Source organism: Brevibacterium sp. LAARM3_SD1 (genome assembly GCF_057364765.1).
Map to the genome: position 1 here is coordinate 50,698 of NZ_JBNFOL010000018.1, position 22,716 is coordinate 73,413.

The following is a 22,716-nucleotide window of genomic DNA, read 5'->3' on the forward strand; positions in this document are numbered from 1 at the left end:
TCGGCAAACGTCGCATCAGTCGGGCCGAACTCCGGACCGTCCCCTGAGTCGGCGGCGGCGAGGTCATAGAGTGGGGCCATGAACGACTCCGATGATGCAGCGACTCAGACCCCATCACCCGCCCGAGCGACCGCGAATCCCGCTCCGGAGACGACGATCGGTCGCGCTTTCGAGGTCCCGGACACGATGACTTCTCCCCCGCGCACCGATGCCGAGGTCCCCGACTATGTCCGCACCCTCGGCCTGCCGGGACTCGCCGACGTCCACGTCCACTTCCTTCCGCAGAACGTGCTCGACAAGGTGTGGGAGTACTTCGACAACGCCGCGGACAACTACGGCCGCGACTGGCCGATCAACTACCGCTTCGACGAGGACACCCGCCTCAACACCGTACGCGAACTCGGCCTGCGCGCCGTCCCGGCCCTGACCTACCCGCACAAGCCCGGCATGGCCGCGTGGCTGAATGAGTGGAACGCCGAATTCGCCGCCGCCCACGACGACGTCATCCACTGCGGCACGCTCTATGCCGAACCCGAAGCCGCCGACTATGTGCCGAAGGCGCTGGCCGCCGGGGCGAAGCTGTTCAAGGTCCACGTCCAGGTCGGTGTGTTCTCCCCCGATGACGAGGTCCTCGACCCTGCGTGGAAGGCGCTCGAAGAGGCTCGAGTGCCGATCGTCATCCACGCCGGTTCTGCTCCCCTGCCGGGCACGTACACGGGGCCGCAGGCAGTGATCAATGTCCTCGAGCGGTTCCCGAAGCTGAAGTTCGTCATCGCGCATATGGGGATGCCCGAGTACGACGAGTTCGCCGACCTTGCCGAAAAATACGAGAACGTCTATCTCGATACGACGATGTTCGCCTCCGGGTATTTCTCCTCCCCCGCCGAGGTGACCCCCGCCTACCGCGAACGCCTGGCCAGGCTTGAGGACAAGGTCATCCTCGGCTCGGATTTCCCGAACATCCCCTACCCCTACGTCGACCAGATCTCGGGTCTCGCGGCCCTTGGACTCGGCGATGACTGGATGCGCTCGGTGCTGTGGACCAACGGCGCACGGGTGCTCGGGCTCGACTGATCCGTGATGCGGAGCCCGCCGACGATGGCGGGTCGCGACCACTGATCGCCTCGACTGAGACTCAGCCGTCGCGGGGCACCCGGTCTGCGCCGACGATGCCGGTGAGCATCTCATCGGAGATCGGAGCACCGCGCCGCATGACGCTGATCTGACCCGTCGATTCGAGGATCGCGCACGCCACCTCACCACGGTTGCGGATACCGGCAGACCGCAGCTTCGCGATGAGTTCGTCATGGTCGACGTGGCTCCGCGACAGCTTGTCCGCGAGGATCTCACCACCGGCCATGAGCACCACGGCCGGAGAGTTGACGACGCTGCGGACGAACCCGAAGCGCCGCCCGACTCCGCTGAGCGCCTGAAGGATCAGCAGGGTCGCCAGACCCAAGATGCCGGCCGCAAGAGTCGGGGTATCACCGAGGATGGACCGCCCGATGATCGCTCCGATGGCGATGATCGCGGCCACATCGAAGCTCGACAGGCTCGCCAGAGTGCGCTGACCGAAGATGCGCAGGAGCAGAATGATCCCGAAGTAGAAGACCACACACGAGACGACGATCCTGACCGCATCGGCCCCGTTGAGCCCGTATTCCATCCAATCCATTTCAACCTCCGGAACGGATGTTACGCCTTGCTCAGGGTTCGAACTAACCCGATGCGCGGGACTCAGCGCATCGGTCGGGGCTCAGACCGATCGCAGCCATTCGTCGACGGTCACGTCTGACATCCTCGGTGACGGTGGGATGAGGCCGTCGCGGGCCATCGGGCCGGGCAACGGAATGCCGACGATCTTCGGCGGTCTCGTCCCTGCTTTCTCGGCTCGCGCGATGGTCAGTCTGCGGGCGATCTCGGCGAAATCGCTGATCTCGGGGCCGGCGACTTCGATGGTGCCGGTCTCGCGTGCGTCGATGGCCTCGACCATCATGCGTGCCGCCTCGGCGACCGCCAGGGCCTGCACGCGCATCTTCGGCACGAACCGCAGCGGCCCGGCCTTGATCGTCATCGTGTCGACGAGTTCGAACCATTGGGCGGACCGGAACATCAGCAGCTGCTCGTCCGGGATGAGCCGGCGGAAGATGCGCTCCTGCATCGCCTTGCCCTGGTAGTAGCCCATCAGCCGCGACTCGGCGGTCTCCGGACGAAACGCGATCGACAGGACGGCCACGGAAGTACCGGGCTGCCGGGCAGCGACTTCGGCGATCGAGCGTGAGCTGCGGGAGAAGAAGTCGATGGCTTTGTCGGCATTGATCGTCAGCTGGTTGACGCAGTCGACGAGGACATCGCTGCCCTCGGCCGCCTCGGCGACTCCCTGGCCGGTCACCGTGTCGACCCCGTTGCTGCGATGGGCGGCGATGACTGTGTGGCCGCGTTCGCGCAGCTGGGGAGCCAGCTGCCTGCCGAATGTTCCGGTAGCTCCAAAGACGGTGATCTGCATGGTCGTCGACCCCTCAGACGCCGCACGGGCGGGCCCGAATTCGAGCCCGCCCGTGCGCCGGTCGTTTCTCAGTTCTGGTTGACTGTGACGGTACCAGTGTCGGCTGTGGCCGAGATCGGAACAAGGGTCTTGCCCTTGGCTTCCTTCGGGTCCTCCGCCACATCGAACTTCTCCAGATCGGAGGCGAGGTCGACGGTGCCGTCATTGGACTTCGCGTTGATCCGATAGAAGAAGTCCTCATCCAGCTCTTCCGACGTGAGCTCGAGGTTCGGCACCCGCATGTCGATCGAGCCCTCTTCGGTCTTCGCAATGATTCCGCCGGTGGGCATCGCCTGATTGGTGAAGTCGAGGTCGACGGTTCCCGTCGAACTGACCACGTCGATGCGGTCGCTGACAGTGAGGTTCTCCCCTTCGATGGCGCCGACTCCGGTCTTGGCCGACACCGTTCCGAATTCTCCGTCGAAGTAGGTCGCACCCCAATCGCTCGAGGTCCGCACCTTCTTCGCCGAACCGGTCACGTTCGCGGTCCCACCGCCGGTGTCGGCGGTGATCTCGGCGAAGTCACCGGTGACGTCGAACCGGCCGTAGTTGCCGTCGAAGTCCAGCGCAAGGTCCTTCGCCACACTGGTCGGGATGGTGACGGTCAACCGGGTGTTCTCCAGTTTCCCGGCGTTCTTGAGGTCCACCTCGGCGGTATCAGCTCGACTGTCGACCTCGAGGTTCGCGGAGCTGTCGCGGGGACCGGTGCCGGTGAGCTTGACGGTCGCCTCGGCGACGTCGGCGGTCCTGATGTCGACGGCACCGCCGGAGTCGAGGCCGATCTTGAGTTCCTTCATCGCCTTCGGCAGCGGTTCGCTCGCTTCGATCCGCCCGTAGTCGAGGCGGGAGGCGCCCTGGGCGGTGCTGACGATGACGGGGATGAGGAGGACGACGGCGGCGAGGATGATCAGGACCGCGCGCAGACCGACGCGGGCGGATTCGCTGATGCGCACTGTGCTGGGCATTCTAGGCTCCGAGGAATGTGAGGACGGCGAGGACTCGGCGGTTGTCCGAGGTGTCGGCGGTGAGGCCGAACTTCGTGAACACCGAGGAGATGTGCTTTTCTACGGCACCGGCACTGAGGTAGAGAGTGCGGGCGATGGCGGCGTTGGATTTGCCTTCGGCCATGAGCTGGAGGACTTCGATTTCGCGTGGGCTCAGGGTCGACAGTCCGTCCTTCTTGCGCGTGCGCACGAGGATCTGGGACACGACCTCCGGGTCGAGCACGGTGCCTCCCCCGGCGACCTCATCGACGGCGGCGAGGAAGTCCTCGACATCGGCGACGCGGTCTTTGAGCAGGTAGCCGAAGCCGCCGGTATTCTCGGCGATGAGTTCGGACGCGTACTGCTCTTCCACATACTGGCTGAACACGAGAACCTTGACGTCCGGGTTCTGCTTGCGGATGAGGACGGCGGCGCGGATGCCCTCATCAGTGAACGTCGGAGGCATGCGCACGTCGATGACGGCGAGGTCCGGCGGATCGTTGTGGACGACGGCGAGGAGTTCGTTGGCGTCGGGCACGGCGGCGATGACCTCATGTCCGGCGTCGGCGAGCAGCCGTTCGAGTCCGGCCCGCAGGACGGCAGAGTCTTCAGCGATTACGATGCGCATGGCACCTCCACAACTACAGTCGTTGGCCCACCTGCGGGGCTGGTCAGGTTCAGTGTGCCACGAGCGGCTTCGACCCGGTCGATGAGACCGGCTATTCCGGTGTGACGCCCGGAACGGTCGACGCGTGCTCCGCCGTGGCCGTTGTCGGTGACGACGATCTGCACACCGAAATCGGTCGGAGCGATGAACACTCTGGCGTGAGTCGCACCCGAATGCTTGGTGATGTTCGTCAGGCATTCGGCGACGACGAAGTAGGACACGGCTTCGGCTTCGCGCCCGATCCGGCCCTCGAGTCGAACATCGACATCGACGGGGATCGTCGCACGACCTGCCAGAGCGGAGACGGCGGCGTCGAGTCCGCGGTCGGTGAGGACGGCGGGGTGGATGCCGCGGGCGAGCTGACGGAGTTCGGTGACGATGCCCTTCGCCTCGGCGTGGGCTTCGGACACGAGCTCCTTCGCCCGTTCCGGGTCGGAGTCGATCTTCGTCTTCGCCATTCCCAGGGTCATGGTCAGCGCGACGAGGCGGGGCTGGGCTCCGTCGTGGAGGTCGCGTTCGATGCGCAGGCGTTCGGCGGCGGCCGCCTCGATGCCGGCCATGCGGGCCCGGTCGAGTTCGGTGACCTCTGCCTGCAGCGCCACAGTGCGGGCCGGTGAGAGCAGCGCCCGATCGAGGGCACGGTCGAGCAGCGGGGCGAACCAGAGGATGGCCAGCGAGCTGGCGAGGACGATGACGGCGCCGACGGCCACACCGATACGGGCCGGTCCATCGATGGATTCGCCGATGAAGAAGGTGTTGACTCCGTGGGGGTTGATGGCCGCGAAGATGCCGAAGATGGACCCGCAGATCGCTGCGATGGTGCCGGCGACGACGATCAGGCCGAGGAGCATCTTGATGTAGTGGTGGGCGGTCGATTGCCAGAAGGCACCGGATTTCACCTGCAGCCAGCGGTTGTGGAGGAAGCGGCCCATGCCGGGATCGCGATTGCTGCTTTCGATCTTCGGGACGGGGATCTTATCGGAGTAGATGAGTTCGGCTCGGTAGCGTTCGGCGTTGTTCGCGCCCTGCTGGACGAGAACCCAGACGAGGAGGGCGAGGACGCCGAGACCGAGGGCGAAGATTCCGCCGATGCCGGTGAACAGCAGTCCGAGCGGTATCCACGCCCAGATCAGGCCGAGGACGGCGGAGAGCACGAGGTTCGCGACGCCGATGATTCCGGTGGGGCGCTTGGGCCAGGTGATGGGGCCGTCGGCGGGGATCTCCGTGACGTCTTCACGGCTGAGCGGCAGCGAACCGGTGACCGGTGCGTATGCGACGGGTTCGCGTCGCGGCTTCATTCGCCGAGGCGGCCGTTGACGTGGCATCGGCTGAGCGGCCGGCATGGGCTGCGCGTTCGGGGCGGGGTGCGCGTTCGGCATGGGTTGCGCATTCGGCGCGGGCCGACCGAACTGCGCGGCGGGTTGCTGGGCGGGGTGCGGTCCGGGCTGAGGGGCGTGGCCGGGCGATGCGGGGTAGTTCGGGGTGTTCGAAGGGGCGTACCCGGATGGTGCGGCCTGAGCCGAGGGATGAGTGTGGGTGCCCGGCTGGGCAGGAGCCATCGGGGTCGTGTGGGTGACTGGCCGGGTGGGGTTCATCGGCGGGTAGTCAGGTCGCTGAGCCTGGTCGCCTGATCCCATCACTCGGGTCGTGCCCGTTGCAAAGGGAACATCGAGGTCGACGGGCTTCGTCCGGAACTCGCCGGCTTCGCGAGCGGTCGGTTCGTCGACCGCTGTCACGTCGGCTGCGGCCGCATCGGCTGCCGCTGCATCGACTTCGGTGGTCGGCGGTGCATTGACGATCGCTTCGGCGCTGATGGACTCTTCGCGCTCCATCGTGCCGGGGGCAGATTCCGCGGTGCCGTGATCGTCCGCGGACTCGCCGGGATCCACCTCGGGGGTCTGAGTCTCCTGCGGATCGGGGCCGACCGGCTCCTGATCCTGCGGGTTCTCGGGGGTCTTCTCACTCATAGCAATAACGCTACGGGAGCCGTGGGCGCGCGAACAGCACGAAGACCTCCGACCCCACGTCGGGTTTTCCCGACACCCTGTGACCACGGACACGGGATCCTCGGTGGACTCTGGATTCCCGCGCGCTCCTCACGCCGTGCCGTACCTGAGCACCCCTCACTCTTCGCGGCGAATCACCCCGGTGCAAGGAGGTGTTTCGCCACAATGAGTGAGGGATGCCGAAGCACCGGGAGGACGTGCCACTCGGGGTGGGATGTGACGCTGCCGGTGCGTGATGGCCGCCGGCTATGCGAGGACCGAGACTCCGATAACCGAGGCATCCGGGTCGGCAATACGGCTTGAGTCACGGTCGGATGGCGCCTCGGCCGATCCCTCCGCCGTGGCATCCAAGGCCTGGGCGAGGTCAGCGAGGATGTCATCGATGTCCTCGATGCCGACGGACAGGCGGATGAACCTGCCGGAAACGCTGACCTCGCTGCCTGCCACGGACAGATGCGTCATCGTCGCCGGGTGGTCGATGAGTGACTCAACTCCTCCGAGCGACTCGGCCAGAGTGATGAGCTTCGTGTTCGCCACCAGGGACAACGCCCGCTCCTCGGTGTCGGTGCGCAGGGACACCACTCCCCCGAACCCGCTCATCTGCCGCTGCGCCACCTCATGCCCCGGGTGCGACGGCAGGCCCGGGTAGATCACATCGGCCACCTCATCGCGAGTCTCGAGCCATTCGGCCACCGCCTGCGCATTGGCGCAGTGCGCCTTCATCCGCACCGGCAGGGTTTTGATCCCGCGCCTGGTCAGCCAGGCGTCGAACGGGGAGATACCCAGCCCGACGGACGCGAGGTGGTTCTCGAGACGGTCGACCACCTCGGCGGCGCGGGGACAGCTCGTCCCATCACCGGTGAGAACGGCACCGCCGACGACATCGGAGTGACCGTTGATGAACTTCGTCGTCGAGTGGACTACGATATCGGCACCGAGCTCCAGCGGACGCTGCAGCACTGGGGTCGCGAAGGTCGAGTCCACGGCCAGGAGTGCATTCGCGCGGTGGGCGAGCCGGGCCGCCTCGGCGATGTCGATGATGTCGAGACCGGGATTGCTCGGTGTCTCAACCCAGATGATCGCGGTGTTCTCATTGATGGCGGCGGCGAGCTCTGCTGAGTCGGTGAGGTCGACGGTGCGGATGGCCACGCCCCAGCGCACGTACTCGTTCTGCAGGAGCCGGAAGGTCCCGCCGTAGACGTCGCGGGGCAGGATGACCTCGTCACCGGGACGCAGCAGCGCGGAGAACACGGCCACCTCGGCCGACGTTCCCGAGTTCACGGCCGCCGCGAACGACGCCCCTTCCAATTCGCACAGAGCCTGTTCGAGGTCGCTGCGATTCGGGGTGCCCGTGCGCGCGTAGTCGAAACCGGCGCGAGTCTGCCCCGGGGTATCCATCATGAAGGTTGAGGTCTGGAAGATCGGGGCCACGACCGAACCGGTGTGTGCCTCGGGCATAGCTCCCGAGTGCACCGATCGGGTCGAGATTCCGGCGGGTGTGGTGGGTTCGAAACGGGGTGAACTCACGGCGGATCCTTTCCTTCACTGATGGGCACCGCTGCATTTGCGGTAATCATCAGTGTGAGTGGCGCAGCTGCGCTGGTGCGAACGCGCCGTCACGGATGGTCACGTCACGTCATATGTCGCCGATGAATGTCATCTTTCGACGCGTTTGCCCTCAGTCCCTCTTCCCAACCTCCCCCAGCGGTGCAATACTTAACCTTATGGCTAAGCATCAGATTCATTCGGATGAGCTCGACGCGATGTTTGCGGCCCTGGCGGATCCCACACGACGCGGGGTCATCGCACGCCTCGGCGCGGGACCGGCCAGCGTCGGGGAACTGGCGAGTCCGCTGTCGATTTCGCTGCCGTCCTTTATGAAGCACGTGCGCAGCCTCGAATCGTGCGGCCTCATCAGAACCGAGAAGTCCGGGCGAGTTCGCACCTGCGTGCTCGATCAGAATCGCTTCCACCTGCTCTCGGGCTGGCTGGAGGAACAGCGGCGGATCTGGGAAGAGAGCACCGATCGGCTCGAGCAGTTCGTCACCAAGGAGGAATCATGACCACCCATCTCTCTCGCACCCGGAATCAGAATCCAGACCTCGACCTCAGCATCCAACGCGTCATCCGCGCCCAGAAGCAGACGATCTGGGACGCCTGGACCACACCGGTTCAGCTCGCCCAGTGGTGGATTCCCGCACCGCTGCAACTTCGCGTGGACTCCCTCGAGCTCACCCCGGGCGGCGCCTTCGTCACCCAGATGAGCGAGGACGGCACCGATTGGCATCCTCATGTCGACGCAGTGTTCCTCGTCATCGAAGAGGGCAGCCGACTCGTGTTCACGAACGCGGTCAGCAGTTCCTGGCATCCGGCGCTGCCGGACCCGGTGGCGATGACCACGGAGATCATCCTCGGTGACCACCCCGACGGCACCGACTACCAAGCCATCGTCCGACACGGCAGCCCCGAACAGCGGGCCCGCCACGAAGAACTCGGCTTCTCCGACGGATGGGGAACCGTCACCGACCAGTTGGCCGCCGCGGTGGAGTGACTCGCGCGTCCCATCTGTGCCCGGCTCGCAATGCGGGCAGGGCACAGCTGCCGGATCAGCCCTGCGCGGTCACCTCCGCGGAGTCAGCCCAGCTGAGATGGTGAGCGATGCGATGAGCAGACTGAACGCGACAAACGTCCAGATCAACGGGGCGATCCCGACGAGCAGAGCAACGGAGATGCCGGCTGCGGCGGCACCGACCGCGATGGCGGCCCGCAGCCGCGGGTGACCGAGAATCGGGGTCACGGCGTCGGCTCCTGCACGGGAAACAGCTGGGGCGACGCCGTCGGCGTCAACGTGGGAAGCCGCCGAACCCTGCTCATGTGTCTCACGTCCGCGCACCTCACGCGCGATCTCGGCGATCGTTCGACCAGCCGAGGCAAACCGCTGTTCCGACGGAAGCGGAATCCGCTCGGCAGCCATGGCCACCAGGCCGGACAGCACCATAACGATCATCAACCAGGGCAACCGCGTGGCCCACCACCATGACGATCCGATCTCCGGGAGGACGAGCTCGGAGGCACCCGGCACGAGAGACACAACCTGAGCAAGCGCGCCCAGGCCGCCGATGAGGACGATGACGATGCTCATATGCCACAGGTAGACATGCATCCCGTACCGATTGCCCCAGGCGATGACCCGGCCCCAGATCTGCGCGCGGAGGACTCGAGGGTCGAGAGCCGCCTCGCCGGTGGAGGTGCTCGTGGTCTCGTCCGCGGCGTTGAGCATTCGGCCCAGCCGAGCGTGGCCGAGGCGCAATCCGCACATCTGGACCACCCCGAGCAGGACGAGGGCACCGGTCGGCGGATTGAGGTTGACGAGCATGTTCGAGCTGTACACGCCGGCCGAGACGAGCCCGACCAGGGTCAGCAGCGCTGCCACCAGCACGAACCAGGCGATGGGCCTGTTTACGGGACGATCGAGCGCGTCGGCGTAGAAGAAGCCGAGCTGCTGGACCAGGGGCCACACAAGCAGGAAGTTCAGGTAGCCGAGCCCGGTCACGCCCGTGACCGCGACCAGACTGTCGACGACGATGACGGCACCGGCGAGGGAGGCGAGGGACCGCCTCGGCGCGGTTTCGTGGAAATGCACGGCAACCGGCACGAGCGCGGTGAGGCCGACGTAGACGGCGAGGAACCACAACGGCTGGCCGATCCGCAGACTGGCCTCGGCGAGGAGGTCGGGCGAAACTCCGAGCTCGCCGGCCACGGACAGCCCGAGGCCGGCGAGGCCGATGAGCACGGTGACGGGTACGACGAGCCGGCGCAGGCGAGCGCGCAGATAGTCGGTCCAGGTGCCTCCTCGGGCGCGGGTGCGGCGCCAGCCGGTGATGCCCGCGTAACCGCCGATGATGAAGAACAGAGGCATGATCTGGAAGAGCCAGGAGGCGGCGGCGAATCCGGCGGTGTTCGACAGCGCGACCGTCGGCTCCACAGCGCCGCCGGGTCCGAGCACCGCGGCGCTCATCAGCGAGTGGAGGATTACCACGACGACGAGGCATCCGAAGCGAAGAAGGTCGATGGCTTGGTCGCGGTGGGGCTTCGCTTGCCTGCGCAGCGGAACGGGTGTTGCGTTCGGGATGGTTCTTCCAGCGAGCCGCGTATTCTCATGGTGATCATCGGACGGCAACGGGTCGTTGAGTGTCAGTGTCATGTCGGTTCCCTTGTTCGGGTTGTCGAGGTGCGATGACACCGAAGTTAAGGACCGCATGTGCCCTTCCACATCACGCCGGAGAGCCGACATCTCCTCCGCAGACCGATACTTCCGAGGGATACCGCCGAGCGATCACCTCATACTCACCTCGCCCGATCGTGTGAGAATGGCGATGAGCACGCCCGACCATGCGGCCGCCTCGCTCGCCGACAGACACCGAGCCCGGAACCGGGCCGAGACCAAGGAGAGAACCGTGACGATCGCCTTCGCGAAGACCCCGCTGCCCATCATCGGCGCCCCCATGGCCGGTGGGACGACGACGCCCGAACTCACCGAAGCCGTCGTCCGGGCCGGTGGATTCCCCTTCGTCGCGGGCGGCTATCTCACCGCCGAGGCCCTCGCTCCGCTTATCACACGGATGCGTGAGACGACCTCGAACTTCGGCGTCAATCTCTTCGCCCCGAATCCCGTCGCCGTCGATCGCGAAGCCTTCGCCGACTTCGTCACTGCACTCGAACCGGCCGCTGCCGCCCGCGGGATCACGCTCGACCCCGAACCGGTCGCGGACGACGACCACTTCGACGCCAAGCTCGATTGGCTCACCGAGCACCCCGTCCCCCTGGTCTCGCTGACGTTCAACCTGCCCACCGCCGAGACGGTCGACGCCTCCATGCCGTCGGCACTCAGGTAGCCGCCACGGTGACCTCCGTTCCCGAGGCTCGCGCGGCCGCCGAAGTCGGGGTCGATGGGCTCATCGTCCAGGGTCCGCGTGCCGGCGGGCATTCGGGAACCGCCGATCCGACGCGGGCCATTGAGGACCGCACCACCGTCGACCTCGTCCGCGACATCCTCGCCGAGGTGGCCCTGCCCGTGGCGGCGGGAGGCGGAGTCGACGGTGAGGCGATGGTGGGCGACCTCCTCGGCGCGGGGGCGAGTTCAGTCGTCGTCGGCACCCTGCTGCTGCGCTCCGACGAGGCGGGAACGGCACCGACGCATCGGGCCGCACTCGCCGCCGATGAGTTCACCGACACCCAGCTGACCAGGGCATTCACGGGGCGGCCGGCACGAGCACTGGTCAATGACTTCGTGCGAAAGTTCGATTCGACCGCCGTCGACGCCTACCCTGCGGTGCACCATCTGACCAAGGAGTTCCGGGCCGCGGCGAAGAAGGCCGATGACCCGCACGGCCTGCACCTGTGGGCGGGCACCGGCTACCGCAGCGCCCAGGAAGGATCGGCCGAGACGATCGTCAAGGACCTCGGCACCCGCTTCGCCCGCGAGTAGTCAGGTAGTCACCGGGCGGGCAGACCGGCGGACCGCACTTTCCTCAATCTGCGATGCGCTTAGGTGGGCGAAATGGTCACAGAAAACCGAGCACAGCGTGACCATTTTGACCACCTAAGCAGGCGTTCCCAGCCCGAAGCCCGCAACAGAACGCCCTCAGCTCCCGGCGACGACCAGCCCGGACTCGTAGGCGGCGACGACGATCTGGGTGCGGTCGCGCAGACCCAGCTTCGACAGGATCCTCGACACGTGGGTCTTCACGGTCTGTTCGGCGAGAAAGAGCTGCTCGGCCACCTCGGCGTTGGCGTGCCCCTTCGCCACCAGGGTCATCACGTCGATCTCCCGGTCGGTGAGCTGGCCGAGCACGGCGGTGTCCTTGGCCACGGTGGGTCCGGCGACGTATTCGGCGATGAGGCGGCGGGTCACCGACGGTGCGAGCAGCGATTCCCCACCGGCGACGACGCGGACCGCGGTGATCATGTCCTCGGCGGTGGCGTCCTTGAGGAGGAATCCGCTGGCACCGGCCCGCAGCGCGGAGAACACGTATTCGTCGGCGTCGAACGTGGTGAGCATGATGACCCGCGGGTGGGCTCCGGGCATGTTGAAGATCGCTCGGGTGGCGTCGAGCCCGTTGAGGGTCGGCATCCGAATGTCCATGAGGATGACATCGGGGCTCGTCCGGCGCACGAGGTCGACGACGGCGGATCCGTCATCGGCGCTGCCGACGACCTGCATGTCCGACTGTGCGTCGAGCAATGCCCCGAACCCCTGCCGCACCATCGCCTGATCGTCGACGATGGCGACCCTGATCGTCGTCTCCGACGGAGGCGGCACACTCGCCGAGGCGGCTCCCCCGTCCCCGCCCAGCGCATCCTCAATTCCCGGCATGGTTCCAACCTACCGGACAGTGTGGTCACGGAACCCGCGCAATCCCCGAGAATCCGCCGACCGTGCCCGGTTTCGACCGAATTTCATCCTCATGGGTGATACGTGCGGCACCCATTTCACTCCTGCGTATGATGTGCCGGCGCATACCGCCTCCCTAATGTTCGAGTCATGATCATCACCGCCGTCATCCTCGCCACCGCCGCAGCGTTCTGCCTGGCCCTGGGAACCCACTTCCAGCAGCATGCCGTGGCCACCATGGCCCCCGGCCTGCGCCGTCGCGCCACCTGGGTCACCGGGCTCGGCCTCATGGGGCTGGTCACGGTGCTCAACGTCATCGCACTCGGACTCGGTCCGGTCTCCATCGTCCAACCCATCGGCGCGGTCTCGCTCGTCTTCGCCGTCCTCATCGGCCGGCGGTACTTCGGTCTCCGCCTCGGTGCTCCGCTGCTCATCAGCATCGCGGTCACGCTCTTCGGGATCTTCTCCTTCGTGGCCACCTCGGCGAGGTTCGCCCACGATATCTCCGTGAACGCACAGTCGGTGACCTGGCTGCTCGCCGTGCTCATCGCCCTCACCCTCTTCGCCGGACTGTTCTCGTTCAGCTCCGCCGGCCACATCCCTCGGGTCGTCATGACCGGGATCGTCTTCGGCACGGTCGCTGCGGCCACGCACGTCCTGGCTCGGTCGGTCGTCATGTCGGGTCTGCCCGGACTCGACACATTCGGTCTGCGCTGGTGGGCGCTGCTGGCCGCGGTCGGGCTGGCCTCGGCGGCGGGATTCTGGCTCGTCCAGACCGCGTATGCCTGCGGCCCCGCCGAGACGGTGCTGGCCGGTCTCACGGTCATCGACCCGATCGTTGCCGTCATCATCGGTGCCGCGTTCTTCGGCGAATACACGGGACTGACGCCGCCGGCTGTCATCGGTCTGCTCGTCTCCGCGGCTGTCGGCATCGGCGGGGTGTGGATGCTCTCGCGCTTTCACCCGAAAGTCCTCGAATCTCGCGGCACTGCCCCCGCCGCCCCTGCGCCGGCCGCCTCGCAGACAGCTCAGGAAGGAATCACGCTGTGAACCACTCCCCCGATCTCACCTCCCCCGCCCCCGCCGACACGTACTCTGGAGACGTGCCCCGCCCAGCAGAGCCTCCGCAGATCGGCCCGAACGCAACGTCGGCCGCCGACTCTCCGGCCCCTCGCGAACCGCGTTCGCGGTGGGCCAGGCTGTGGCGCAATCTCGGCCGCGATTCCGTTCTCATCGCCCCGAGCCTGCTCATCTCGCTCATCGCGTTCCCGGTGCTCATCACCCTGTTCTCCGCCTCGATCGCCACGGTCATCGTCTGGGTCGGTGTGATCCTCCTGCCGCTGACGCTCACCGTCGCCCGCGCGTTCGGCAACCTCTCCCGGGGCCGTGCCCGCGCCTGGGGCGCGCCCATCGCCGAGGCGGCTCCCCGTCCCCGTGGACACGGACTTCGCTGGTGGTTGGCTCCGCTGTCCGATGCCCGCGCGTGGTTGGACTTACTCTTCGAAACCGTGTTCGCCCTGCCGATCCGGCTCTTCACGTTCTCCGTCTGCCTGGCCTGGTTCGCCGGCGGTCTGGGCGGGATCACGCATTTCTTCTGGGGCGCGTTCGTCCCCGATGGAGGCGGAAACACCGTCGACTTCGTCGTCGCGTGGGTGACGAACTCCCCGGTCACTGATCTCGGGTTCGCAGCCGAGGCCACCTTCCAGTTCATCGTCGGGATCATCCTGCTGCTGACGTTCCCCTTCGTTCTCCATGCCATGGCGCTGCTCGAGATCGTCGCGATTCGTGCTGCGCTGTCTCCTCAGGGGGCAGCTTCCGCAATGCAGTCGGCTCAGTCATCAGACTCTGCGCAGGCAGCTCACCCACAGCAGCCGTCTCCTCCGACGCAGTCGTCGCCGCTGTCGACCGTCGCGGGGAGTCAGGGATGGTTCTGGCTCATCGCGGCATTCGTCGGGGTCGTACTCGTCGCAGTCGCCTGGCCGGTGACCACCGTCCTCTACGGCGTCCCGACCGTCTACGCGATGCTTCTCGCGTTCAGCCTCAGCGCCGCACTCCTACTCTCCGTGCGCTGGCCGATTCCGGCGGTCGGCCTCGGACTCGTCGCTCAGCTGGCGGGCGTTCTGCTCACCGCGGATGTCTCGGGAGCGGTCCGACCGTTCACGGTCACCTCACTGTTGGCTCTCGTGTTCCTCCACCTCATCATCGGTCTGCGTCACCGCTGGATCCACCTCGTGGCACTGTGGTCGGGCAGTGCGCTCGTCGCCGTGCTCGCCCTGATCCTGCCGCATGCCGGCGAGCTGCCCGGGGCGCTGTCGAACGTCATCACCACTATGTCGATCGCCGCCGGCGCCGGGATCATCGGCGTCATCGGCAACCTGCTCATCAAAGGTCGCCGGCAGCTCGAATCCGAACGCGAACTCAGTGCCGCGGAGCTGGCGAAGCGCCAGGAGCTGGAGGAGCGCAACCGGATCGCTCAGGAACTTCACGATGTCGTCGCCCACAGCATGTCGGTCATCAGTGTGCAGGCGACCACGGCGAAGTACCGGCTGCCCGGACTTGATGAGCGCAGCCTCGGTGAGTTCGATTCGATGGCCTCATCGGCCAGGCAGGCGCTGACGGAGATGCGGGGACTGCTCGCAATCCTCCGTGGGGGCCGAGATGCGGACCTGGCTCCGCAGCCGACCGTCGAGGACATTCCCGCATTGGTCGATGTCACCCGCAGCTCCGGCGCCGTCGTCGAACTCGACTTTCCGGCTGAGACCCTGCCGCTGCCGCCGACGACGAGTCTCACGGCGTTCCGCGTGGTGCAGGAGAGCCTGTCGAATGCGCTGCGACATGCAGCCGGTGCTGCGGTGGGCGTCACCGTCACGGTCATCGGCACCCGACTCGAGATCTCCGTGCTCAACGGGGAACCCGACAGCGGGGCGGATGCGGGTGGGCACAGCCACCTCGGCGGAGGTTTCGGCATCAGAGGGATGCGCGAACGTGTCGAGGCCTTGGGCGGGAGCCTGCAGGTGGGGCCGACGGATGCTGGCGGGTTCGCGGTGAGGGCGTCGTTGCCGGTCGGGTGAGGGTCCGGAGGTGGCGCGGATTCTGCGGCGCACGATTGCCACCATCATCGTCGTGACCTTCAGTCTGGCTGCGGCCGGCGGGATCGTCGTCCTCCTCGGCGACGTCGAGTCCGACGCAACATACAAAGTCATCGCCACCACGGCTCTGACCGGCGCCATCAGCGTGGCAGCGTTCTGCGGTGCCACACTCGTCGGTCGCCGGGCCCAGTGGTTCGGGATCGCCACGATCGGTATGTCTGCAGTCACGATGGCGCTGAGTCTGTGGTTCCTCTGGGGTGATCCGTACGCGGATTCGGAACACTATGAACGCGCAGAAGCCCTCTTCCAGCTGCTGTCCTCGTTCGCCCTCGTCACCGCCGTCGCCTCGATATCCTCGCTCATTCTGCTGCTGGTGCCCAGGTCGCGGGTGGTACGGATCGGATTGCCGATCACGCTCGGTCTCCTTGCCCTCGGCACGAGCTTGGTTCTCATCACGATCTGGGTGGAATCGGCCTGGGAATTCGAGTGGCTGACCCGTCTCAACGGGATCGTGTGGATTCTCGCCGCGCTGGGTGTCGTCATCGTTCCCCTGACGTCGCTGCTGCTCAGGGCCGGGTCGAAGCCTGTGGACGCCGACGAACCCGGTGTGACCTCGACCGGATCGACTCAGCCGTCGCCGAGGCTGTCGCCTGCGATGCTCGAGCGCGTCGATGCTGCCGCCCGGGCCGAGGGCATCACGGCAGACGAGCTCATCGATCGACTTCTGTCCGCGGAGCCTCGAACCCCTTCGGCAGACGAGTGTCGATGACCCCTGCGGCGAAGGCGCCGATGACGAGCAGGACGAGGAGCGCGATCATGCCGGCGAAATTCGACAGCACGGGGTTCGTGAAGTCGAACAGTCCCGGCCAGATGGCGTAGACGACCACACAGCACACGCCCGCAAATCCGAACACGTTGAGCATCACCTGGCCCGTGGACCGTGTGCGCCTCCCACTGTGCTTTGAGGCCTTCTCTTCGGGTGTGCCGAACTCGGCCTCGGGAGTCGTACCCGTTTCCTGTGTCGCCTCCTTGACCTCGTTGAGGACGGTGAGGACCTGATCTTCCTCGCAGCCGCGCCGACGCAGGTCCTGGGCGAGTTCACTGTAATAGCTCATGGCAGGTTCGCTTTCGTTTCGGTGTTGGTATTCACGTCGCTGTCCGTCCCGGATTCCGCAGTCTCGGGACCGTCCCCGCGGGGACTCAGCAGTTCACGGTCGGTCGGGCCGCCTCGGCGAAAGGAGGTGCCTCCTCGGTGAGGGAAGGTGCCGCCTCGGCGGCGATGATCGAGGACGACGAGGATGCCGAAGACGATCGGAGCCGCGATCGACATGACAACTTCGACCGTGGGTGCGCTCGTCGCGTTGAGGTCGGCACCGGCAAGCACGCCCAGACCGAACGCGAAGACGTTGTTGACGATGTGGAAGGCGATCCCGGCTTCCAGACCGCCGGTGATGATGGTCAGGGTGCCGACGATCACGGCGAAGATACCGACGTCGATGAGTCCCGGCAGGTCATAGACGTGGCCGACGACGAAGGCCGGCACGGGAATGAGGACGGCCCAGGCAGGGTGACGCAGCCAGGAGCCGATGATGTTCATGGCCAATCCGCGGAAGACGATCTCCTCGGCCGTCGCCTGGAAGGGCACGAGGAGGATGATTGCGACGAGCATGGCGAGCACGTGGCTGTTCCACACGACTCCCGAAGTCAGATCGCCCATCGCCCCGTCGGAGAAGGTGACCATGACGAGCGCACAGACCACCCATACGGCCGCGCCGACCAGCAGATATCGTCCGAGCCGACGCAGGCGCATTCCTCCGCGCAGCGAGATCATCGAGGAGAACCAGCGCCGGTAGATGCACAGGGTCGCGAGCTCGACGGCCGGCCACATGAGGATGACGCTGACGAATCCGAAGAGGACGCCCGTGACGGTGTTCATGTCGATGAGCTGGTCCGACCACGCGTGGAAGGCGCCGTCGGCGCCGAGGGCGAACAGCTCCCAGACCAAGAAGGCCACGAACAGGCCGATGACGGCGATCAGGTAGAACACCGCGGCCAGGAGCGCCACGAGGATCGGCTTGAACCACCGCTGATCCGGCAGCGCGGCGAACTGCCGATGAAAGCGCAGTGAGTGGGATTGATTTCTCATGTCTCCACCCTTTCGAAACCGACGGACGTCCACCATCGGCCGAGGGCATGATTCGTGTCATCCGATCGAATGAATGCGCACGTCAGAGGCCTCTGGACGGGTACCTGCGACCACAGTGTCCTGCAGAACTCATCCTTTCGGACGACAGCCCCACAACCATCACACCGGTAGGCTCGAAGGGTGACTCCTCGCCCCGTCCGCCGTCCGCTCGCGCATGCCCTCCTCTGGACAGGCATCTCCGTCGTCGTCGGCGTGCTCCTGCTCGTCCTCATCGTCGGAGACCAATGGCCGGCAGCCGAGGATGCGGGCGACCGGGCGGCTGCGCTCAGTGCCGAGATCTTCGTGCACATCGCCTTCGGGCTCGTTGCCTTCGTCTGTCTGCCCATCGTCCTCCTCTTCGATGGACGCCGAGTGCCGCGCAAACAGCTGCGCCCGAAAGTGCTCGCCGCGGAGAAGCTGCGCGAGTTCCTCACCGTCACCGGCCACGGAGGTGAGGAGTTCCTCGCCGCCGACGGATCCGTCGAAACTCTGCAGCGCCGACCGGGCGGCTGGGTTCCCGTCACCGTAGGGATGATCGGGATCCTCCTCGGCACGGTCAGCATCCTCGGCGCCTTCGCCGCCTCGGTCATGCTCGTCTCACTGTCAGCCCGACGCAGCTGGGCCCTCGACTTCGTCGGGCTCGCCGCCACACTGGCAGCTTTCTCGGCCACCTACGTCCTCACTCCGCAGGCGGCGGGTGCCTTCGAACTTCCGGTGTTCGTCTTCGGCGGCACACTGTACGCCGTCATCGTCATCATCGGCGTCATCCGCGGCGCCCGCGAACAGGGGTTGATCGACACTGCCGCGCAGACCCTGCTGCGCGAACGCTCACGGCAGGACCGCGCCATCGCCGAAGTGCGCCGCGGCATCGCCCGCGATATGCACGATTCGCTGTCCCACCACCTGTCTGTCATCGCCATGTATTCCGGCGCCCTGTCCGTGCGGCAGGACCTCGCCCCTGACGAAGTTCGCGAAAGCGCCCGCCTCATCGCCGATGCCGCCCGTCGCTCCGGCGTCGAACTCCGGGAGGTGCTGACCATGCTGCGCAGCGATGACCAGGGCACGGTCATCGACCCCGACATCGACCGTCTCGTTGCGGCCAGAGGCGACACCGCCGAGCTGCGCTACCTCGAACCGGTGACCGCCGCAGTCCTCCACCGGTGCGGGGCACTCGAGCAGACGACGATCTACCGCTTCGTCCAGGAGGCGATCACGAATGCCGTCAAGCATGCCCCGGGCCAGAAGGTGACGATCAAGGTCGGCTTCGACGAGGCGGACGGCCACCTCGAGCTCGTCGCCAGCAATCCGCACACGGGCCTGGCCCCGGCGTTCCGCGCCGGAGCGCAGCAGCTCGTCACCGGATCCGGGTTGGGACTGCTCGGACTGCGGGAGAGGATGGAGGCCATGGGCGGCGATCTCACGGTGACGACGACCCCGGAGTTCACCCTCCGCGCCCGCATCCCCATCGACTCAGCCGTCCTCACAGACGACGATTCAGAGGGCGCCGCCGGCACGGCCGGCTCCCCGGACGAACAGGAGAGACCATGACGATCCGCGTCATCATCGCCGACGACGAATCGCTCATGCGCTCCGGCCTCAAGCTCCTCCTCGGCGCCGCCGATGACATCGACGTCATCGCCGAGGCGGTCGACGGTGTCGAAGCCATCGACCTCGCTCGCCGGCTGAGTCCCGACCTCGTGCTCATGGACATCCGGATGCCCCGCCTCGACGGGCTCGAGGCCGCGCAGACGCTGCTGAGCGATCCCGAGCACCCACAGGTGCTCATGCTCACGGCCTTCGGCACCGACGATTTCATCCACCGTGCCCTGCAGTCCGGGGCCGCGGGCTACATCCTCAAGGACACCCCGCCGGAAGAGCTCATCAATGCCGCCCGGGCGGCCGCCGACGGTACCCGCACTCTGTCGGCGACCGCCCTGGCCACGTTGATGTCGTCCCGTCCGTCCGCCTCGGCGCCGGGTCAGGATCCGCTCGCGTCGCTGTCGACACGGGAGCGGGAAATCGCCGAGGCGGTCGCGCGGGGTATGACGAACGCGCAGGTGGCGCGGTCGCTGTTCGTCTCGACCGCGACGGTGAAGACCCACTTGGCACGCATCTTCGACAAGCTCGAGGTGACCTCGCGAGTGCAGCTGGCGCTCCTCGTCAACGCACGCCGCTGAGCAGCCCACCAGACGACAGAGCCGCCCGTCCGCAAATGCGGGCAACGGGCGGCTCTGTCGGTCAGGCGATTATTTCGGGGAGGACATCCTCGGTGAGAGTGTCAGGCGATCATTTCGGGGCCATGCGGATGGCGCCGTCGAGGCGGATCGTCTCACCGTTGAGCATCGGGTTGGCCACGATCGACTCGACGAGCTGCGCGTACTCGGCGGGCTTGCCAAGCCGGGCCGGGTGCGGGACGGACTTGCCGAGGGATTCCTGCGCCTCGGCGGGCAGGCCGGCCATCATCGGGGTCTCGAAGATGCCGGGGGCGATGGTGACGACGCGGATGAGTGAGGCGGCGAGCTCGCGGGCCATCGGGAGGGTCACCGAAGCCACGGCGCCCTTGGACGCGGAGTAGGCGATCTGGCCGATCTGGCCGTCGAAGGCCGCAACGGAGGCGGTGTTGATGATGACTCCGCGCTCCTCGCCTTGCGTTTCTTGGTTCTGCATGGCCGCGGCGGCGAGGCGACAGACGTTGACGGTGCCGACGATGTTGATGTTCAGCACCTTCTGGAATGCTTCGAGCGGCAGCGGACCTTTGCGGGAGACGAGCTTTCCGGGGGTCGCGACACCCGCGCAGTTGACGACGACGCGCAGGGCGCCGAGTCCGGTGGCGGTGTCGACGGCGGCCTGAACCTGCTCTTCGTTCGTGACGTCAGCGGTGACGAAGTGGGCGGAATCGCCGAGTTCGGCGGCGGCTTGCTGCCCCACCTCGGCGTTGAGATCGACCATGACGACCTGGGCGCGGCGGCCAGGAGACGTTCGGTGGTGGCGCGGCCGAGGCCGGAGGCCCCGCCGGTGACGAGGGCGACGGTGTTCGTGAGATCCATGAGTGTCCTTTGCATCGCTGAGCGAACAGTTGATCACTGTGACTCTAACGCAAGTGCGGGGACGACGGAGCCCGCCGGTCGGGTGACCGGCGGGCTTCGAAAATGGTGTCGGGCAGACTCAGGCGGCCTGCTCCTCGGCGCCGGATTCGCGCACGGACTTCAGGGCCTCACCCCAGGCGACGATGTCGTCGACCATGGATGCGAACGGGGCAGCCGAGACCTCGGTCGGGGCGAAGGTGCCGTCGGCAACGTCGGTGAAGATCGAGAACGATGCCTGGTCGCGGACGACGGCCAGCTTGTAGTTCGCGAGGATGTGGCGCAGGTGCTCAGCGGCGCGCACTCCCTTGTCGGCGCCGTAGTTCACGATGCCTGCGACCTTGTGGTTGAACTCGGTGGCAACGAAATCGAGGGCGTTCTTCAGCGAGCCGGAGATCGAGTGGTTGTACTCGGGCGTGACGAAGATGAAGGCGTCGAATTCTTCGAGCTTCGCACCCCAGGCCTTCGTGTGGTCGTTGGCGTACATCTTCGCGCCGGCGGGGACCACCTCGTCGAGCAGGGGCAGGTCGAAGCTGCCGAAGTCGACGACCTCGGCGCGGACATCATCATTGGAAGCCAGCTGCTGCTCGACCCAGTTCACGATCTGCGGGTTGAGAGCCTGCGGGCGGGAGGTTCCGGGAATGATGGCGATGTTGAGCATATGCATCCTCAATTCGTTGAGCGGTGTCCGCCGGCCGGGCGGCCGTGGCGGTCGAGTTCACGGGGCAGAGCCTGCGATCTCGCATGCCGACATCGCCTGCAGCTCCACACTGACCAACATGGTTGAACGATCAATCATTCCCCATATTCGAGTGACCCTGGTCACTGATCAGCGCAAGGTGAGGTCACTGTCCAGCCACTGGTCGATCACTGTCCTGATGACGAGATCCGATGGAATCCGCATTCGGTCGCAACGGACGCTGAACACGGTGATACTGTAATTCCCCGCGAAATCAGGCCCGCAGAGACCACCGGTCGTGTATGGTCGTTGGGCAAGTGAAAGACTGTTCGTTAAAAAGTCGGCTTCAACGAAAAACTAGGCAAGGAGTCCGGTCATCGTGCGCTCAACCAACGGCCGCAACAACATTCTCCGCTCGGCCCGGGACACTTTCGCGGACAAAGGATTCGACGGCGCGTCCATCCGCGATATCGCACAGACAGCAGGTCTGAGCCTCTCTGCGCTCTACTACTACTTCCCATCCAAGCAGGAAGCTCTCTACGAGCTCGTCCACACCGCGTACACCTGGTACGTCGAGCACTGCCGAGCGGTCATCGCCGACGTCGATGATGATCCGGTCGATCAGCTGGCCGTGGCCGTGCGCTACCTCGCCCGCTATCGGATGGAGAACGTCTCGGTCTCCACCGTGCTGCTGCGCGACACCGAACGCCTCACCGGCGACAACGCGGTCCGCGTCAAGGAACTCCAGCGGGAAGCTCGCGAGATCATGGGCGATATCGTCCAGACCGGAATCGACGCAGGGACGTTCCGCGTCAACAGTGCGGCTCTGGCCACGCGCGCAATCCACTCGATCTGCAATTCGCTCTCGCTGTGGTACCGGCCGACGGGCGACCTGACGCCTGACATGATCGAGCGCGACTTCACCCAGTACTCGCTGCGCATCCTCGGCATCGACCCCGACGAGGCCGAACTCGACCGTCTGTTGGCTCTGCCAGTCAACCAGGCCGGAATGCTCGACTTCATCGCCGACACCAAATAACCCCTTGCTGCCTGACGGCGGCCCAGCAACCTCGCGCGAGGTTGCT

20 protein-coding genes and 2 pseudogenes are annotated in these 22,716 nt (G+C 66.2%); 10 read left to right on the forward strand and 12 right to left on the reverse strand.

The window, feature by feature from the left end; genetic code table 11:
* Positions 1 to 78: 78 nt before the first annotated feature.
* Entirely contained in the window at positions 79 to 1,074 is a 996-nt protein-coding gene (locus AC2W7L_RS11375; RefSeq protein ID WP_486004559.1) for an amidohydrolase family protein, read from the forward strand.
* 61 nt (positions 1,075 to 1,135) lie between these two features.
* On the opposite strand, the gene AC2W7L_RS11380 is transcribed toward AC2W7L_RS11375, so the two are convergent.
* The 6 genes from AC2W7L_RS11380 to AC2W7L_RS11405 form a co-directional block, all read right to left on the reverse strand.
* Positions 1,136 to 1,675, reverse strand: a complete 540-nt coding sequence (locus tag AC2W7L_RS11380; RefSeq protein ID WP_486004560.1) for a DUF421 domain-containing protein — start codon at positions 1,673 to 1,675, stop codon at positions 1,136 to 1,138.
* 81 nt (positions 1,676 to 1,756) lie between these two features.
* Positions 1,757 to 2,506 (reverse strand): SDR family oxidoreductase, encoded by a 750-nt coding sequence (locus AC2W7L_RS11385; protein WP_486004561.1) that lies wholly within the window; start codon positions 2,504 to 2,506, stop codon positions 1,757 to 1,759.
* Between the two features lie 68 nt (positions 2,507 to 2,574).
* Positions 2,575 to 3,510: a DUF4097 family beta strand repeat-containing protein gene (locus tag AC2W7L_RS11390; protein ID WP_486004562.1), complete on the reverse strand. Its 936-nt coding sequence runs from the start codon at positions 3,508 to 3,510 to the stop codon at positions 2,575 to 2,577.
* Position 3,511: 1 nt separating this feature from the next.
* Positions 3,512 to 4,156, reverse strand: a complete 645-nt coding sequence (locus tag AC2W7L_RS11395; protein WP_062240961.1) for a response regulator transcription factor — start codon at positions 4,154 to 4,156, stop codon at positions 3,512 to 3,514.
* Positions 4,144 to 6,162 (reverse strand): sensor histidine kinase, encoded by a 2,019-nt coding sequence (locus AC2W7L_RS11400; protein ID WP_486004563.1) that lies wholly within the window; start codon positions 6,160 to 6,162, stop codon positions 4,144 to 4,146. The genes AC2W7L_RS11395 and AC2W7L_RS11400 overlap by 13 nt, the downstream gene beginning before the upstream one ends.
* A 285-nt stretch (positions 6,163 to 6,447) precedes the next feature.
* Positions 6,448 to 7,728 (reverse strand): trans-sulfuration enzyme family protein, encoded by a 1,281-nt coding sequence (locus AC2W7L_RS11405; RefSeq protein ID WP_486004564.1) that lies wholly within the window; start codon positions 7,726 to 7,728, stop codon positions 6,448 to 6,450.
* 197 nt (positions 7,729 to 7,925) lie between these two features.
* Between AC2W7L_RS11405 and AC2W7L_RS11410 the strand changes: the two genes are divergently transcribed.
* Complete coding sequence (locus AC2W7L_RS11410) at positions 7,926 to 8,264, forward strand: ArsR/SmtB family transcription factor (protein ID WP_486004565.1); 339 nt, start codon at positions 7,926 to 7,928, stop codon at positions 8,262 to 8,264.
* A complete protein-coding gene (locus AC2W7L_RS11415) occupies positions 8,261 to 8,752 on the forward strand; it encodes an SRPBCC domain-containing protein (RefSeq protein ID WP_486004566.1) in 492 nt (163 codons plus the stop codon). The genes AC2W7L_RS11410 and AC2W7L_RS11415 overlap by 4 nt, the downstream gene beginning before the upstream one ends.
* 69 nt (positions 8,753 to 8,821) lie before the next feature.
* Here AC2W7L_RS11415 and AC2W7L_RS11420 read toward each other — a convergent pair whose 3' ends face one another.
* Positions 8,822 to 10,405, reverse strand: a complete 1,584-nt coding sequence (locus AC2W7L_RS11420) for an acyltransferase family protein (protein WP_486004567.1) — start codon at positions 10,403 to 10,405, stop codon at positions 8,822 to 8,824.
* 301 nt (positions 10,406 to 10,706) lie between these two features.
* On the opposite strand from AC2W7L_RS11420, the pseudogene AC2W7L_RS11425 reads away from it, so the two are divergent.
* Positions 10,707 to 11,689, forward strand: a pseudogene (locus tag AC2W7L_RS11425) (nitronate monooxygenase).
* Between the two features lie 156 nt (positions 11,690 to 11,845).
* Here the strand turns inward: AC2W7L_RS11425 and AC2W7L_RS11430 are convergent.
* Positions 11,846 to 12,577: a response regulator gene (locus AC2W7L_RS11430; RefSeq protein WP_426936986.1), complete on the reverse strand. Its 732-nt coding sequence runs from the start codon at positions 12,575 to 12,577 to the stop codon at positions 11,846 to 11,848.
* A gap of 168 nt (positions 12,578 to 12,745) precedes the next feature.
* Here AC2W7L_RS11430 and AC2W7L_RS11435 point away from each other — a divergent pair, with 168 nt between their 5' ends.
* Genes AC2W7L_RS11435 through AC2W7L_RS11445 form a run of 3 tightly spaced genes read left to right on the forward strand, consistent with a single transcriptional unit; the run spans position 12,746 to position 16,453 of the window.
* Complete coding sequence (locus AC2W7L_RS11435; RefSeq protein ID WP_052240199.1) at positions 12,746 to 13,645, forward strand: DMT family protein; 900 nt, start codon at positions 12,746 to 12,748, stop codon at positions 13,643 to 13,645.
* Positions 13,642 to 15,666, forward strand: a complete 2,025-nt coding sequence (locus AC2W7L_RS11440; protein WP_486004568.1) for a sensor histidine kinase — start codon at positions 13,642 to 13,644, stop codon at positions 15,664 to 15,666. The genes AC2W7L_RS11435 and AC2W7L_RS11440 overlap by 4 nt, the downstream gene beginning before the upstream one ends.
* Positions 15,667 to 15,676: 10 nt before the next feature.
* Positions 15,677 to 16,453, forward strand: a complete 777-nt coding sequence (locus AC2W7L_RS11445; protein WP_486004569.1) for a hypothetical protein — start codon at positions 15,677 to 15,679, stop codon at positions 16,451 to 16,453.
* Here the strand turns inward: AC2W7L_RS11445 and AC2W7L_RS11450 are convergent.
* Both AC2W7L_RS11450 and AC2W7L_RS11455 read right to left on the reverse strand, forming a co-directional pair.
* The gene (locus AC2W7L_RS11450; RefSeq protein ID WP_486004570.1) at positions 16,395 to 16,799 is read right to left on the reverse strand and encodes a hypothetical protein; all 405 of its coding nucleotides are present in this window, start codon (positions 16,797 to 16,799) and stop codon (positions 16,395 to 16,397) included. The two genes, AC2W7L_RS11445 and AC2W7L_RS11450, sit on opposite strands and share 59 nt — an antisense overlap.
* Positions 16,796 to 17,830, reverse strand: coding sequence for a CPBP family intramembrane glutamic endopeptidase (locus tag AC2W7L_RS11455; protein WP_486004571.1), 1,035 nt, complete (start codon positions 17,828 to 17,830; stop codon positions 16,796 to 16,798). Before AC2W7L_RS11455 ends, AC2W7L_RS11450 begins: the two co-directional genes overlap by 4 nt.
* Before the next feature lie 180 nt (positions 17,831 to 18,010).
* On the opposite strand from AC2W7L_RS11455, the gene AC2W7L_RS11460 reads away from it, so the two are divergent.
* The gene (locus AC2W7L_RS11460) at positions 18,011 to 19,417 is read left to right on the forward strand and encodes a sensor histidine kinase (RefSeq protein WP_486004572.1); all 1,407 of its coding nucleotides are present in this window, start codon (positions 18,011 to 18,013) and stop codon (positions 19,415 to 19,417) included.
* A complete protein-coding gene (locus AC2W7L_RS11465) occupies positions 19,414 to 20,046 on the forward strand; it encodes a response regulator (RefSeq protein ID WP_486004573.1) in 633 nt (210 codons plus the stop codon). Before AC2W7L_RS11460 ends, AC2W7L_RS11465 begins: the two co-directional genes overlap by 4 nt.
* Positions 20,047 to 20,155: 109 nt before the next feature.
* Here AC2W7L_RS11465 and AC2W7L_RS11470 read toward each other — a convergent pair.
* A pseudogene (locus AC2W7L_RS11470) lies at positions 20,156 to 20,916 on the reverse strand (3-hydroxyacyl-CoA dehydrogenase).
* Between the two features lie 118 nt (positions 20,917 to 21,034).
* The gene (locus tag AC2W7L_RS11475) at positions 21,035 to 21,613 is read right to left on the reverse strand and encodes an NADPH-dependent FMN reductase (RefSeq protein ID WP_135810486.1); all 579 of its coding nucleotides are present in this window, start codon (positions 21,611 to 21,613) and stop codon (positions 21,035 to 21,037) included.
* A gap of 397 nt (positions 21,614 to 22,010) precedes the next feature.
* On the opposite strand from AC2W7L_RS11475, the gene AC2W7L_RS11480 reads away from it, so the two are divergent.
* Positions 22,011 to 22,670, forward strand: a complete 660-nt coding sequence (locus tag AC2W7L_RS11480) for a TetR/AcrR family transcriptional regulator (RefSeq protein ID WP_135810487.1) — start codon at positions 22,011 to 22,013, stop codon at positions 22,668 to 22,670.
* The last annotated feature ends 46 nt before the right edge of the window (positions 22,671 to 22,716 follow it).